General features: G+C 32.8%; 16 protein-coding genes. 10 read left to right on the forward strand and 6 right to left on the reverse strand.

Features of this window, described 5'->3' with window-relative positions:
* Positions 1 to 124: 124 nt before the first annotated feature.
* Positions 125 to 913, reverse strand: a complete 789-nt coding sequence (locus ACN0WY_RS06175; RefSeq protein ID WP_330488605.1) for a S1/P1 nuclease — start codon at positions 911 to 913, stop codon at positions 125 to 127.
* A gap of 122 nt (positions 914 to 1035) precedes the next feature.
* Here ACN0WY_RS06175 and ACN0WY_RS06180 point away from each other — a divergent pair, with 122 nt between their 5' ends.
* From ACN0WY_RS06180 to ACN0WY_RS06210, 7 genes are all read left to right on the forward strand, one after another.
* Positions 1036 to 1896 (forward strand): SPFH domain-containing protein, encoded by an 861-nt coding sequence (locus tag ACN0WY_RS06180; RefSeq protein ID WP_417799841.1) that lies wholly within the window; start codon positions 1036 to 1038, stop codon positions 1894 to 1896.
* A gap of 3 nt (positions 1897 to 1899) precedes the next feature.
* A complete protein-coding gene (locus ACN0WY_RS06185) occupies positions 1900 to 2067 on the forward strand; it encodes a hypothetical protein (RefSeq protein ID WP_417799842.1) in 168 nt (55 codons plus the stop codon).
* 1 nt (position 2068) lies between these two features.
* Complete coding sequence (locus ACN0WY_RS06190; RefSeq protein WP_330488608.1) at positions 2069 to 2236, forward strand: DUF4177 domain-containing protein; 168 nt, start codon at positions 2069 to 2071, stop codon at positions 2234 to 2236.
* 1 nt (position 2237) lies between these two features.
* A complete protein-coding gene (locus ACN0WY_RS06195) occupies positions 2238 to 2738 on the forward strand; it encodes a hypothetical protein (protein WP_417799843.1) in 501 nt (166 codons plus the stop codon).
* Positions 2739 to 2876: 138 nt separating this feature from the next.
* Positions 2877 to 3044, forward strand: a complete 168-nt coding sequence (locus ACN0WY_RS06200; protein WP_081728321.1) for an Arc family DNA-binding protein — start codon at positions 2877 to 2879, stop codon at positions 3042 to 3044.
* Positions 3045 to 3140: 96 nt separating this feature from the next.
* Positions 3141 to 6335 carry a WD40/YVTN/BNR-like repeat-containing protein gene (locus ACN0WY_RS06205; RefSeq protein ID WP_417799844.1) on the forward strand — a complete coding sequence of 1065 codons (3195 nt, stop codon included), beginning with the start codon at positions 3141 to 3143 and terminating at the stop codon, positions 6333 to 6335.
* Between the two features lie 45 nt (positions 6336 to 6380).
* Positions 6381 to 8300, forward strand: coding sequence for a S9 family peptidase (locus ACN0WY_RS06210; protein WP_417799845.1), 1920 nt, complete (start codon positions 6381 to 6383; stop codon positions 8298 to 8300).
* Between the two features lie 62 nt (positions 8301 to 8362).
* Here the strand turns inward: ACN0WY_RS06210 and ACN0WY_RS06215 are convergent, their stop codons facing one another.
* Entirely contained in the window at positions 8363 to 9055 is a 693-nt protein-coding gene (locus tag ACN0WY_RS06215) for a hypothetical protein (protein WP_417799846.1), read from the reverse strand.
* A 134-nt stretch (positions 9056 to 9189) separates the two neighbouring features.
* On the opposite strand from ACN0WY_RS06215, the gene ACN0WY_RS06220 reads away from it, so the two are divergent.
* From ACN0WY_RS06220 to ACN0WY_RS06230, 3 genes are read left to right on the forward strand one after another with little or no spacing between them, the layout of a single operon-like run.
* A complete protein-coding gene (locus tag ACN0WY_RS06220) occupies positions 9190 to 9855 on the forward strand; it encodes a DUF2490 domain-containing protein (protein ID WP_417799847.1) in 666 nt (221 codons plus the stop codon).
* A gap of 43 nt (positions 9856 to 9898) precedes the next feature.
* Positions 9899 to 11206: a DUF819 domain-containing protein gene (locus tag ACN0WY_RS06225; protein WP_417799848.1), complete on the forward strand. Its 1308-nt coding sequence runs from the start codon at positions 9899 to 9901 to the stop codon at positions 11204 to 11206.
* Between the two features lie 40 nt (positions 11207 to 11246).
* Positions 11247 to 11951 (forward strand): DUF4369 domain-containing protein, encoded by a 705-nt coding sequence (locus ACN0WY_RS06230; RefSeq protein ID WP_330488614.1) that lies wholly within the window; start codon positions 11247 to 11249, stop codon positions 11949 to 11951.
* Between the two features lie 65 nt (positions 11952 to 12016).
* Here ACN0WY_RS06230 and ACN0WY_RS06235 read toward each other — a convergent pair whose 3' ends face one another.
* The 4 genes from ACN0WY_RS06235 to ccoG all read right to left on the reverse strand — a co-directional run bounded on the left by ACN0WY_RS06235 (position 12017) and on the right by ccoG (position 15568).
* Positions 12017 to 12853 carry a universal stress protein gene (locus ACN0WY_RS06235; protein WP_417799849.1) on the reverse strand — a complete coding sequence of 279 codons (837 nt, stop codon included), beginning with the start codon at positions 12851 to 12853 and terminating at the stop codon, positions 12017 to 12019.
* An 83-nt stretch (positions 12854 to 12936) separates the two neighbouring features.
* Positions 12937 to 13635 carry a sulfite exporter TauE/SafE family protein gene (locus ACN0WY_RS06240; RefSeq protein ID WP_330488616.1) on the reverse strand — a complete coding sequence of 233 codons (699 nt, stop codon included), beginning with the start codon at positions 13633 to 13635 and terminating at the stop codon, positions 12937 to 12939.
* Positions 13635 to 14081 (reverse strand): FixH family protein, encoded by a 447-nt coding sequence (locus tag ACN0WY_RS06245; RefSeq protein WP_330488617.1) that lies wholly within the window; start codon positions 14079 to 14081, stop codon positions 13635 to 13637. The genes ACN0WY_RS06240 and ACN0WY_RS06245 overlap by 1 nt, the downstream gene beginning before the upstream one ends.
* A 65-nt stretch (positions 14082 to 14146) precedes the next feature.
* Positions 14147 to 15568 carry a cytochrome c oxidase accessory protein CcoG gene (gene ccoG, locus ACN0WY_RS06250; protein ID WP_330488618.1) on the reverse strand — a complete coding sequence of 474 codons (1422 nt, stop codon included), beginning with the start codon at positions 15566 to 15568 and terminating at the stop codon, positions 14147 to 14149.
* Between the last annotated feature and the right edge of the window lie 6 nt (positions 15569 to 15574).

Here is a 15574-nt window from a genome sequence, read left to right on the forward strand (position 1 = left end):
ACGATTTCTCTCAAAATTAACTGTTTATCATATTAAAAAGATAGAATTAACTAAATATTAACAAGAAAAAAGCTCGGAAAATATATTTTTCGAGCTCTTTATTTTATGACTATATTTTGTTGTACTAACTAAAAATTTCATTTAATAATTTGGCTAAACGCAAACCTCCTTTTTGCAACTGTTCTCTCACTACAGGAAAGTATACATACGAATAACGATAACGTAAGTTTTCTCCTACTTCAGCAGATTTGTAGACCTCTTTAGTAATTTTGTGTGTATCATGTAACCAATCTACAACAGTTCCTTTTTGAATTACTTTGATTTGTTCTTTAGATAAGTCTCTAGCATTATTAGCTAATTCAACATAACTCATATCCCACTTATTAATTAAATCTTCATCCCAAACTCTGTGTAAATTAGAACCTTTTCCATGCCATTGAACCTGAATTTTATTACCTCCTAAATCTTCTTTTTGTCCAACATGCATGGGTTGATGTAAATCTCCCACTAAATGCACCAACATCTTTAAGTAAAAACGTTTGTCTTCAATTGAACTATTTTCATCTTTTAACACTTTTACACAGTGCTCTATACCAGTAATCATATCTCCTTTCGGATTTTTTTCGGTATCTTCATAACGAGCATCTAATGGCATGTTTACATAATGCCAAGTATAAAACTTCCCATATTTCTTTCTATCAGATTTTATTTCATCTGCATAAGTAGATACAAATGCTAAGCTTTCACCTTGTAGTAATTTTTCAATTTTCTTTCTAGCCTTCTTAGTCAAGTGTTTTTCTGCAATTTTTCCAGTAGCTCTGTGACCTGTTGGCCCCCATACATCTTTGTTGTTAGCTATTGATGAAATACTCACTAACAATGCAACTAATACTATTAAAAATTTTGTCTTCATGAATGGTTTAAATTATAATCGGAAGCTAAATTATAAAATATAATCATCAAAAATTTGGATTTAACAAATTTTAATTTATATCTTTATGATATCATTTTAATATCACTTTAACTAAAACAAACATGAAAGCAGAAAAAATTATCAAACCAGCAAATGGGTACCTAATGTTTTTTATTGTACTTATTCTTTTTATTGGCGGAATCGCTTTGGCAGTAAAAAGCGAAAACCCAATATTTATATTAATGTCTGTATTAGCATTTATTTTAGCATTAGGTTTCATTTTGGTAAACCCTAATTCTTCAAAAGTTCTATTATTCTTTGGAAAATATGTAGGTACGGTAAAACAAAATGGTTTATACTGGGCTAATCCATTATATAAAAAGAAAACCGTTTCGTTAAGGGCTAGTAATTTTGACAGTGAGCGTTTAAAGGTTAATGACAAACTAGGAAACCCAGTAATGATAAGCACCATTTTGGTTTGGAGAGTTACCGAAACCTACAAGGCTGCTTTTGATGTTGATAATTATGAGAATTTTGTTCGTGTACAAACAGATGCTGCTGTACGAAAACTAGCTAGTATGTATCCGTATGATAATTTCGCAGATGAGGGACACGAAGAAGATATTACACTACGTTCTAGTGTAAACGAAGTAAGTGAAGCTTTAGAAAAAGAGTTAGAAGAACGATTAGCTATTGCTGGTATTGAGGTTTTAGAAGCACGAATTGGTTATTTAGCCTATGCACAAGAAATTGCAAGTGCCATGTTAAAGCGTCAACAAGCTACAGCCATCGTTGCTGCTCGTCATAAAATTGTACAAGGTGCAGTTGACATGGTTGATATGGCTTTAGAAGAATTAAGCAAAAAAGAAATTGTTGATTTAGATGAAGAACGCAAAGCTGCCATGGTTAGCAATTTATTGGTTATTTTATGTGGAGATAAAGAAGCTTCTCCAGTAGTAAATGCAGGAACTTTAAATCATTAGACTATGAAAAAAAAGAATAAAGAACATAAAATTATTTTAGGAACTACTGTAGGTGTAGCTATAGGTTCAGCATTAGGAGTTGCTTTAAACAATATTGCTATTGGTATTTCAACAGGAATAGCGATTGGAGCAGCTATTGGATTGACTATGGACACCAATAAAAGCAAATAAAATGAAAGAATATAAAATTATACATAGAAAGTTCAGTTGGTCTAATGGAAGGCAAAAATTTGAAGATGAAATTAACAACTATGCTAAACAAGGTTGGCGAGTAGCTAGCAGCTACCAAGTTAGTGACGGTAATATTGAGCTTATATTAGAAAGAGATAAAAACCGATAAGATGAACGTTTTTAAAGAAGAACAACGATTTACTCAACTATGGCTGTTAGTGTTATTAGCATTATGCCTAATTGTACCTGTTACACTTATCGTTAAAGAATATACACAACAAAACTCAACAATGAATTCTACTGAGTTTATACTTGTTCTTCTTGGAATTACTGCTTCTTTTACTTGTATCTTTATCTTTAAACTAACCACACGAATTGATGAATACGGAATTCACTATCAATTTTTTCCTTTTCACTTGTCATTTAAAAAAATAGCTTGGTCCGATATTAATAAAGCATATATCAGAACCTACGACCCCATTGGTGAATATGGTGGATGGGGATTCAAAAGCGGTTTACTTTGGAATAGAAAAAAAGGAACTGCTATTAACATTTCAGGAACTATTGGCATACAACTGGAACTTAAAAACGGTAAAAAACTATTGATAGGTACCCAAAAAGAACAAGAAGCTAAACATGTATTAGAAAACTATCAACGCAAAATAAATTAACGTGACACAAGTAATCACCACCATTATAGTATATATCTTAATTTTTATGATCTCTTTACTGTAAATTAAAAGAATTTTGAAATTGTATTTTTGCAACCATTTTTTGCGTTTCAAAAAAACACTATTATAAAACACAACATGGCAAAAAAGAAAGCTTTTGCACTCCGCATTAATGAAGATATGTTAAAAGCCATTGAAAAATGGGCTTCTGATGAGTTTAGATCTACCAATGGACAGATTGAGTGGATGCTTATGCAAGCCCTTAAAGAAGCCAAAAGAGAGCCAAAAAAGAAAGAAGAAGAATAACAAATCTTAAGAACTTGTTAAAAAAAACGTCCAATTTTATTGGGCGTTTTCTATTTTGTACATTGTACAAACTTAAATTACAAGCAACTAACTCTTATGAAAAACCTTTTTTATCTGCTATTTATAACCTTCTCTTGTGCAGCTTTTTCTCAAGAATTCTCAATGGATTTAGTCAAAAACATGAAACTGAGAAACATTGGTCCTGGTGGAATGAGTGGACGTGTCACAGCCATTGACGTTGTTGAATCCAACCCTGATATTATGTTTGTTGGGACAGCTTCTGGAGGTATTTGGAAGTCTACCTCAGGAGGTATTAAATGGGAACCTATTTTTGATAAAGAAGTAACTGCTTCTATTGGTGCTTTAGCCATACAACAATCCAATCCTAGTGTAATTTGGGCAGGAACTGGTGAAGGAAATCCTCGTAATAGTTTAAATGGTGGCTATGGAATTTTTAAATCTCTTGATGGTGGTAGGTCATGGAAGTCCATGGGATTAGAAAAAACACGTCACATACACCGTGTGGTGATACACCCAAACAATCCGGATGTTGTATACGTAGGCGCTATCGGATCTCCTTGGGGAGAACATAAAGAACGTGGTGTATATAAAACTACCGACGGTGGTAAAACTTGGAAACAAATTTTATTCAATAATAATAAAACAGGTGCTGCTGATTTAATTATGGATCCATCCAATCCTAATAAACTAATAGCCGCTATGTGGGAACACAAACGTGACCCTTGGTTTTTTAAATCTGGAGGTGAAGGGAGTGGTTTATACATTACTCACGACGGTGGCGATAACTGGAAGAAAATTACCGAAAAAGAAGGCTTCCCTAAAGGTGAACTAGGTAGAATTGGCGTAGCAATCGCTCCTTCGAACCCAAATACTGTATATGCTCTTGTTGAAGCAAAGAAAAACGCTTTATATAAAAGTGAAGATGGTGGTTTTTCTTGGAAAAAGATTAATGATAAAAAAGGCATTGGAAATCGACCTTTTTACTATTCAGAAATTTATGTAGATCCTCAAAACGAACACAAATTATACACAGTTTTTACCTATGTAAATGTTTCTATTGACGGAGGAAAGCGTTTTAAACAACTTATGCCTGCTTATGGTGTTGATAATGGTATTCACCCAGATCATCACGCTTGGTGGATTCATCCTAAAAACGGAAAATTCATGATTGATGGAAATGATGGAGGAATGAATGTTACCAAAGATGGAGGTAAAACTTGGCGTTTTATTGGGAATTTACCTGTTGCACAATTTTATCATATTAATGTAGATAATGAGTTTCCTTACAATGTGTATGGCGGTATGCAAGACAATGGCTCTTGGCGCGGACCTGCTTATGTATGGAAAGACCAAGGAATACGAAATTCTTATTGGCAAGAGATTAGTTTTGGAGATGGTTTTGATGTTATTCCTGATAAAGACGATTCGCGTTATGGCTGGTCTATGAGTCAACAAGGTTATGTATCTCGTTACGATTACAAAACAGGTAATAACTATACCGTTCGTCCAACACATCCGGATGCCAACATGAAACTACGCTTCAATTGGAATGCTGCTATTAATATTGATCCTTTTGATAATTCTACACTATATTTTGGAAGCCAGTTTGTACACAAATCAACCGATAAAGGGTTAACGTGGAAGGTAATTTCTCCAGACTTAACCACCAACAATCCTAATAAACTCAAACAATCAGAAAGTGGTGGATTAACTATGGATGCTACTGGTGCAGAAAACCACTGTACTGTTTTAGTAATTGAACCCTCTCCTATTGAAAAAGATATGTTGTGGGCTGCTACTGATGATGGACAAGTACATATTACTAAAAATGGAGGGGCTACTTGGACAAATGTTGCCAAAAACTTGAAAGGTTTACCTGAAAATAGTTGGATTACGCAAATAAAAGCATCTAACAAAAATAAAGGAGAAGCTTTACTAGTTGCTAACGATTATCGTCGTTTTAACTATAAACCTTATGCTTACAGAACAAAAGATTACGGAACAACTTGGGAACGTATTGTTGATGAAAATGATGTAAAAAGCTTTACACAGTGTATTATTGAAGACCCAATTGAACCAAATTTACTTTTCTTAGGAACTGACGATGGTTTATATATTTCTTTAAACGCAGGAAAAAAATGGACTAAGTGGACTGAGGGCTTCCCTACTGTTCCTGTAAAAGATTTAGTAATACACCCAAGAGAACACGATTTAGTGATTGGTACTTTTGGTAGAGCAGCATGGGTATTAGATGATATTCGTCCCTTAAGAGCAATCGCTAAAAACAAAAATATTCTTACCAAAAATATTGAGTTATTCACACCACCAACAGCATATCAAGCAGCATATCAACAACCCACTGGTAGCCGATTTGGTGCTGATGCTATGTTTAGTGGAACGAATAGAGGTCGTGGTGCTTTGGTTCAGTTTTATGTGAATAAACCAAAACCAGTAAAAAAGTCTGATGAAAAAAATAAGAAACCACTAAAAAAAGAGGATGAGAATACTGTGAAATGGGACTCTATCAAATTTGAAGTTTTTGATGGTAACAGACTTATCAGAACTCTTAAAAGAAAAACTCCTGAAGAAAATGGTATTCATAAAGGTGTTTGGTTTATGAGTGAAAAAGGAGTTGCCAGACCTTCTAGAACTATCAGAAAACAAAAAAGAGAACCTAGAGGTGTTCGAGTAAAACCTGGTACTTACAGCATAAAAGCGACGTTTGGTAATCAAACATCCGAACAAAACATTACTGTAAAGTTTGACCCTAGACTTCATATTTCTCAAAATGCAATCGATCAAAAATATGCAACAGCCAAAGATTTAGAGGCTCAACAAAAAACCATCACTAATGCAGTAAAACAGTTAGTTGAGAGTAAAAATATTGCCAATAGTTTCAACCAAAAGCTATCTAAAAAAGACAAACAACTTTATAAAGAGTCAATTAAAAACTCCAAAGATATTGTTACGAAAATTGATACCCTTTTAGCCATCTATTTAGGAAAAGTAGATACAAGGCAAGGAATTACCCGAAACCCTGAAGCAAATATTGTTCAACGTTTAGGAACTGCTAGTGGATATGTGAATAGCAGATTTGGTGAACAAACTTCTACAGAAAAACAATTAATTATTCAATTTAAAGAAGCGCTAAAATCTGCACTAGAAAAAACCAATGCTTTCTTTGATAAAGATTGGAAAGAATATAAGATTGAAGTTGAAAAAATAGATTTATCCCCTTTTAAAGAAACCAAACAATTTAGCTTAGAATAAAAAAGCTTTGTTGAAAACGAAAATTAATAACCCAAACATACATTTATGAAAAAACATTTCTTACTACTTGCCATTGCCTTTTCGGTAATTGCTTGTAAAACGGATAAAAAAGAATCTGTTAAAACCAGTACAGCCCTCAAAAAATATTCTATCGAGCAAATGATGGATAACGAAAACGTTTTTGGTGGAAGTTTTTCTCCTGACAACTCTAAGCTACTTGTAACTAGCAATCGTTCTGGAATTTATAACATGTACACCGTTTCAACCTCAGGAGGAGAATTTGAACCTATTACTAAATCAGATAGTTCTTCTGTTTTTGCTACATCTTATTTTCCAAAGGATGAAAGAATGTTATTTAGAATGGACAATAATGGAGATGAAATTTATCATCTCTTTTTAAGAGAGCTCAATGGTAACATTAAAAATTTAACGCCTACCCAAGGCGCTAGAGCAAGCTTTTTTGGTTGGGCTAAAGATGAAAAGAGTTTCTTTTTTACTTCAAACAAAAGAGACAATCGTTTTATGGATCTCTATGAAATGGAGCTTGAAACGTTTACTCCAAAAATGATTTATGAAAATAAAGAAGGCTATAACGTTTCGGCTATATCAAATAATAAAAACATACTAGCCCTAAGCAAAACGGTTAATACCAACGATAGTGATTTGTTTTTGTTTGATAGAACCACCAAAGTAATCACCAAAATTAACCTAACATTGAGTGGTAATTCTGCTGCTGATTTTTCTACTGATGATACCGAGTTCTACTATACAACTGATGCTGAAGGTGAATTCGCTACCTTAATGAAATATACTATTAGTACCAACGAAACAGAAAAAGTACTAGCCAAAGATTGGGATATTTCAGGAAGCTACTTTACAAACAATGGCACCTACAGAGTGACATATATTAATGAAGATGCTAAAAACGTAATTGAAGTTTACGATGTTAAAGCTGGTAAAAACATAGAACTTCCTAATGTTGATGGAAAAAGCATCACTAGTGTTGGTTTTTCTAGAGACGAAAGTATGATGCGTTTTTATGCTGGTGGCTCTAATACTCCTTCAAACTTATATGTATACGACTTAAAAACTAAAAAGCAAACGCAACTAACCGATGTGTTAAATAAAGAAATCAACCCTGCTGATTTAGTAAAAGCGAAAGTAATTCGTTACCCATCTTTTGATGGAGTAACTATTCCTGCAATTTACTATGCACCTCATCAAGCTTCAGAAGATACTAAAGTTCCTGCTTTAGTTTGGGTTCATGGAGGTCCTGGAGGACAATCACGTCAAAATTTCAGTTCAAGAATTCAATATTTAGTAAACCATGGATACGCTGTTTTAGCTGTAAACAACCGTGGAAGTAGTGGTTATGGCAAAACCTTTTTTACTATGGATGATTTAAACCATGGAGAAAAAGATTTGCAAGATTGTGTAGAAGGGAAAAATTGGTTGGCAAAACAACCTGAAATTGATGCTGAAAAAATAGGTATTATCGGAGGGTCTTATGGTGGTTATATGACGATGGCTGCTTTGACATATACTCCAGAAGAATTTGCTGTTGGAGTAAACATTTACGGAGTTACGAACTGGATGCGTACCTTAAAAAGTATCCCGTCTTGGTGGGAATCTTTTAGAGAAGCTTTATACAAAGAACTAGGAGATCCGCACTCTGCAGACTCGGTAAGGTTGAAAAGAATTTCTCCTTTATTCCATACCGATAAAGTAACAAAACCTTTAATGGTGTTACAAGGGGCCAAAGACCCAAGAGTTTTACAAGTAGAATCTGATGAAATTGTAGCTGGAGTTAAGAAAAATGGGGTTCCTGTAGAATATGTACTGTTTGATGATGAAGGACATGGTTTTGTTAAAAAAGAAAATCAAATAGAAGCTAATAGTAGAATTTTACAGTTTTTAGACACCTATTTAAAGAAAGAAGAACCTATTCAAAACGATGAGTTATAATTTTTTGATTATACCTTTTAATTAAGCAGCCCTCGATAATTCTTATTGAGGGTTGTTCATTTTTACTTTGCCCATATAAAATAAACTAGTAAACCATATAAATAAAGTTGTCCAATTATTATAAATATAAGCAATAGTAATAATTGAGTACCTAATGCAGCTAGCCATTTAACTCTATATACTCTCTTTATTAAATAAACTATCACTAAATAGATTAACAATACTAAAACAGGCATAAAACTACCTGAAATATTCAAAAACAAAGTTAAAAGAACAATTATTAAACTTATCCAATTAGCTGTACCGTACATATAACAATGAATTGCTAAATTTTCTGCATAATTATATTTAGGTTTAAAGAACCAATAAGTTATCAATGCTATTGCAGGGATAGAAAACAGATATACCATATTCATTGATGACAAATAAAAGTTTTGTGCTTTTACAAACTCTTCATAAAAAGTTACATTTAACTGCTCCTCTAAACTATTAATCATTTGTTTATTTTGTGTACTACTTTCTGAAAAAAAAGCTCTAAACCCTTTATGATAATTTATAAACAATGAATATCCTGCCACACTAAATAACAAGTATTGAATAGGATTATTTAAAAACCTTCTATTTTTAAATAAATATATTTGTATTGCTACATACGGTTTTCGTAACAACATTATAAAAGTATAAGCAATTCCTTTTTCGAAGTTTAGAAACTTTAACCCCTCTTTTCTAATTTCTTTTACCGATAATCTATCCATAGTTTTTTAGTTAAAACCAAAACTAATTAAATTATTCAATTTATTATAATCTTTTTATTTTTGTGAGTATAACTCAAGGTTTCTTACATATTTATGTAAGGGTTTTACTATCACAAGGAAGCACTTAAATCATTATGCGAAAATTATCTTTATTAATTATCATTTTATTTTCAATAAACAATTTCGCTCAACAATCAGCAGCTCCAGACCCGACAAAAGAATTAGGTGTATGGTATATGTATAACGGATCTCATCAAATTACCGATAAGTTTAGCCTAAAAACCATGGCACATTTCCGCTTCTTTGAAGTTGGAGATGACATGCAACAATTTATTGGACGTTTAGGTGGTAATTATAAATTTAATAAAACCCTAAGTGCGACTGTAGGATATGCTTTCTTAAATACTGATCGAACTTTTAATGTTGATGCGGGTGACTTCAACGAACACCGTATTTATGAAGACCTAAATGTAAATCATAAAATAGCTAGTGTAAACTTAGCGCATCGCTTTAGAGGTGAACAACGTTTTTTTGAATCGACCACCGGCAATTTCTTTCGATATCAACTAGCCTTGGGGCATCCTATCGATAAAAAATGGTCGACATACCTATATAATGAAACCTTTTTAGATTTTGAGGGAGAGGCCTATAATCAAAACTGGTTTGGCGCAGGTTTTAAATATAAAATATCTGACATTGTAAAACTTCAGGCAGGGTATCAACTAATACATGTAAACGAAGCTGGTAACTTTAATAGAATTCAATTAGGAGTTGCAATTAGTACAGATCATAGAAAATAGAACTAACTAATATTTCATACTTTAGCGGCAAATTATTTTTTAAATGGAAGCACCTCTTTTTACAAACGATGCAATCGTATTTGGTATTTTAATGATTTCGTTAGGTTTTGTATTTTATACAGAATCTAAAACTACAGGGTTTTGGCCTAAGTTTTACAAAATAGTCCCAGGGTTATTTATGGCTTATTTTATCCCTGCAATATTCACAACACTTGGTATTATCTCCCCAGAATGGGAAACTACTAGTGCTGCTGGCGAAGTCGTAAAAAACAAATCACAACTATACTATGTTTCTAGCCGATTTCTATTACCTGCTGCCTTAGTTTTAATGACATTAAGTATTGACTTAAAAGCTATTTTCAACTTGGGTTCAAAAGCACTAATCATGTTTTTTACAGGAACTGTTGGTATTGTTATTGGAGGACCGATTGCCATTTTATTAATTTCTGCCTTTTCACCAGAAACTGTAGGAGGAGCAGACTTTGATGCTGTGTGGAGAGGACTTTCTACCTTAGCTGGTAGCTGGATTGGTGGTGGAGCTAACCAAACTGCCATGCTAGAAATTTACAAATACAATCCTGCAAAATATGGAGGAATGGTATTTGTCGATATTGTAGTAGCTAATATTTGGATGGCAATCATTTTAATTGGAATTGGTAAAAAAGACAAAATAGACAAGTGGTTAAAAGCTGATACCTCAGCTATTGAAGATTTAAAAGAAAGAGTTTCTAACTTTACCCAAAGTGTGAAAAGAAATCCAACTTTAACCGATTTTATAATTATGCTTGCCATTGCTTTTGGTACTGTTGGTTTTGGCCATTTTGCAGGAGCCTATTTAAGTGATGTTTTTGCTTCTATGACTGCTAGTATGGAATCTCAGACTTGGAGAAACATCTTCTCTTTCTTAGGTTCAAACTTTTTCTGGTTAATTAGTATATCCACTATTGCTGCAGTTGTCTTATCTTTTACCAAAGCAAAAAACTATGAAGGGGCTGGCGCTAGTAAAATAGGTAGTATTTTTATTTATGTGTTAGTAGCAACCATTGGAATGAAAATGGACTTGACCTTGATTTTTGATAATGTAGGACTAATCGCTATTGGTTTGGTATGGATGGCTATTCATGCTGGATTATTAATCTTAGTCGCTAAATTAATCCGTGCTCCATATTTCTTCTTAGCTGTAGGAAGTCAGGCGAATGTAGGTGGAGCTGCTTCTGCTCCAATTGTAGCACAAGCTTTTCACCCTTCTTTAGCAACTGTAGGTGTTTTATTAGCTGTTTTTGGATACGCTATCGGTACTGTAGGTGCAATTCTCTGTACAATTTTAATGGAAATAGCCTCAAAAGTTTAGGAGAAATCTGCATATTTGCAACAGACAAATTTTGAATTCAATGAAGAAAATTATTGCTCTTTTCGCAATTGCACTTGTTGCTTTTGCTTGTTCCTCTAAAAAAGAAGGGAACATGGTGGTTAAAGGTCAAATTAAAGGATTAAAAAAAGGTACTTTGTACCTTCAAAAAATGAAAGATACCGTATTAGTATCTGTTGATTCTATGGCGCTGTTAGGTGATGATAAATTTATACTAACAGATAACGTTGAGTCTCCTGTGATATATTATTTAACTTTTAATGGTAATACCACAGATAAGCATATTATGTTTTTTGGTGAAAAAGGTGAAATTACCATAAACGACAAAATTGAAGAGTTTGGTTTTAAGCCTGAAATTAAAGGTTCTAAAAATCAAGAAGTAATGGATGAGTACCGTAAAATAAACCAACGATTTATAGATCAACGTTTAGACTTTGTTAAAAAAGAAGTTGAGGCTCGTCAAGCTCAAGATGAAGTACAGCTAGAACAAGTAGAAGCAGATTTTAAGAAAATGATTCGTCGTCGTTTCTTATTCTCTACAAACTTTGCTATTGCAAACGCTGATAGCGAAGCTGCACCATATATCGCATTATCTGAACTATATGATGCTAATATTCAACTTTTAGACACTATCAATAATAGCTTAACTGACAACGTTAAAAATTCTGAATACGGTAAACGTTTACAAAAGTTTGTAGCTGATATAAAAGCTAAAGAGGGGAAGTAAGTTTTCTTTTCTTCAAACACTAAAAAAGCTCTTTCAATTTGAAAGAGCTTTTTTAATGTTTTATTTTAAATTTTGAAAGACAATACTGGTAACTTGCTATGGTTAGTAATATCTTCAGAAATACTCCCTTCAAAAAAGTGTGCTAACCCCTTTCGTCCATGTGTTGCGACCACCAAAGCATCTGAATTGGCTTTATTGGCATAGTAAAACACGCCTTTTTCTACAGTGTAATCAGATATTATTTTTACCTTACGAATACTTTCTTCGTAGCGTTCATTCGTCTGATTGAAAAAACGTTTCATTCTTTCTTCTAGCTCTTTTGTGCTCTTAAATTTAGACGTTGGCGTACTTACATACACAAGTTCTATAGCTGCATTAAGCTTTTTAAGAAGTTCTTTTGCTTCCATGTAGGGTTTAACATCGTCATCAGAAAAATCGCAAGCAAATAATACGTTGTCTATTTGTTTTGTTATCGGTTCTTCTTTTACTACTAATACAGGTACATGTGCATAACGAATTACCTTTTCTGTATTTGAACCAATAAACATTTCTTTTAAACCGCTTGCTCCCTTAGACCCCATAACAATCAAATCTGCTCCTTCGTTTCTTGCCAACTGGTCTATTTCGCTAAAAATTTTAAAATGTTTTATAATCGGCGTTACTTTTATGCCTGATAAATATTCTTTCTCTAAAAACTCTGCTAATTTTTTCTCAGACATTTGTAGGTAAAACAACATTTCTTGTTGTAAATAACTTTCTGATCTACTTAAAACAGCATTAGATAACTCGAGCATATGTACTACCAACACTTCTGCATCAGACTTTTTTGCTAAAAAAGCTGCTGTTTGCAAAGCATTTTCAGAATATTCAGAAAAATCAACAGGAACTATAATTTTTTTCATGATTTATTACTTTTAGGTTTTACGTCTTCTATAAAGTTACCTAAATTTTATTAGTAACACTATGACAATTGTCAGTATTTTTTTTAGTGACAACCTTCAACTGAGTTATGAATATCGGTCACTGGAAGTGGAGATATATAAGGTATTCCTAACCCTAATCCTCTAAAAATAAACAATACTCCAATAAAAACTACAACATAGGGTATTGCCTGTTGAACTCTTTTTCGCACCAAGCCATTTGCAAAATTACCTGCATATACTACAGCTGTCATTAGTGGTATTGTTCCTAATCCGAAGAGAAACATATATATACTACCCGAAAACATGTTGGTTGTACTTAACGCTCCAAAAACAGCCATATACACTAATCCGCAAGGCAAAAATCCATTTAAAAAACCGATAGTAAAAAAAGTATCGTTTCCTTTTTTCTTCAACTCTTTTCCTAAAGATGATTTCACCTTCATTACCAATTTATTTATTGGATTAGAAAAGTTATATTTTTGAAAGGTTTTAGGAACAAGGATTGCCAAAATCATTAATACGCCAACAATGATAGAAAGTTGTTGCTGAAATCCGAAGAAATAAAACCCTTTTCCTAATAAACCAAACAAAAATCCTATGACACTATAAGTAAATAAGCGTCCGAAATGATAACTGGTAATTTGAAAAAACTGCTTTACTTTATTCGTTCTATCTACGGGTAACATAAAGGCTATAGGCCCACACATGCCTATACAGTGAAAACTACCTAATAAACCAAATATGATTGCTGAAAGAAACATTAATACACCAACTCTTTCTGAAATAAATAATCTTTATTTTTGTAGTTCCAGGAAACTGTTATGTTCCAGCGACCACCCAACAAACGTTTCTCAGGCACGAGCAAATATGTTTCGGAAATCGAAATAGGCATTTCAAAATCCAATTGTTTATCAGATGGTCTGTATAGGAACACTTTTCCTTTTATATCTTTAGGAGTAAAGTCCGTTGGAAAATGGACTTTAATTCCTTCAGCTACTTTTTCTATTGTAATATTGTCTTTTAATGCTTTCGCATTTTTAGTTGCATCTAATTTGTTCTGAAATTCTAATTCTTGTTGATAATATTTTTCAGTTACCAAATCGTGATTATAATTTTTACCTGTACTCATTGTGATTACGAAATACATGATAAAACCTATAAACCCTATAATTGCTATTACTATACCCGTGCCCCAGTTTAGTTTCATTTTATTATGTTTTATAGCTATTAGCTGTTGGCTTTTAGCATTAATTCTATTTACTTTCGACCAATCTATCTATAACTTCTTGGTCCTAAAAAGTTGGTTGTAGTAGTTTCAATAAGTTTATCGCCACTATACACCCCAATTTTTAGTTTTTCTTTTTCGTCTTTCATTTCAGATTGATGTAACTCTATGAACAACGTTCCTTCTGCCAGTCCTTGTTTTGGTACTTCAAAATTTTGATGTGTTACCGTTTCTATTTTTCCTTTATGAGACAATAATTTATAACTCACATTATCAATCTGTTTTGTTGTCTTATTTACCACTTTAAAAGTGTAAATATTACTAATAACCCCGTTTTCTTTATGTTGATATAACTGACCTGGTAATCGTAAAATTGTTGCTTCTACATCATTTCTTAAAAACAGCATTCCTACTAAAATTCCTATTAAAATAAACAATACTGCTGAGTACCCTTTCATTCTTGCAGTGAACTTAAAAGGGGCTTTCTTAACAATATTTTCTTCACTTGCATAACGGATTAAGCCTTTTGGTAAACCTACTTTTTCCATCATGTGATCACACTCATCAATACAAGCGGTGCAGTTTACACATTCTAACTGTGTACCGTTTCGAATATCTATCCCTGTAGGGCATACATGTACACATTGAAAACAATCTATACAATCTCCTTTTCCAGACGCTACTCTATCTTCTTTTTTATTAAATTTTCCTCTTCCAGTCTTACCTTCTCCTCTTACATGATCGTAAGCAACATTGATTGTTTTATTATCTAACAATACCCCTTGTAATCTACCATAAGGACAAGCTATAATACACACCTGTTCTCTAAACCATGCAAAAATAAAATAGAACACCCCTGTAAAAATTAGCAATGATATTAAAGTGCTAATATGGTCTAATGGGTTACCTGTTATGTAACTTATTAATTTATCACTTCCTATTAAATATGCTAAGAAAACGTTTGCTATAATAAAAGAGATGATAAAAAAGGCTATCCATTTTAACACTCTTTTTCTAATTTTTTCAGCATTCCAAGCTTGTTTTGCTAATCGTATTTGTTTGCCTCTATCTCCTTCTATTAAATATTCTATTTTTCTAAAAACCATTTCTAAAAAAATGGTTTGTGGACAAATCCAACCACAGAAAATTCGACCAAATACAACAGTAAATAGGATGATAAATACTACTCCTATTATCATTGAAATCACCATTAAATGGAAATCTTGAGGCCAAAAAGGAAATCCGAAAATGTTAAACTTGCGCTCTAAAACATTAAATAGTAAGAACTGATTTCCGTTGATTTTAACAAACGGTGCTAGTAATAAAAACGCTAACAAAAAATAGCTTACATAACTTCGATACTTATAAAACTTTCCACTTGGTTTTTTTGGAAACACCCAAGCCCTTTTTCCTTCATCATTTATAGTACCAATACTATCTCTGAATTGTTCGTTTTTGGGTGTTTCCATAATCAA

This window comes from Tenacibaculum sp. (assembly GCF_048269885.1).
GTDB lineage: Bacteria > Bacteroidota > Bacteroidia > Flavobacteriales > Flavobacteriaceae > Polaribacter.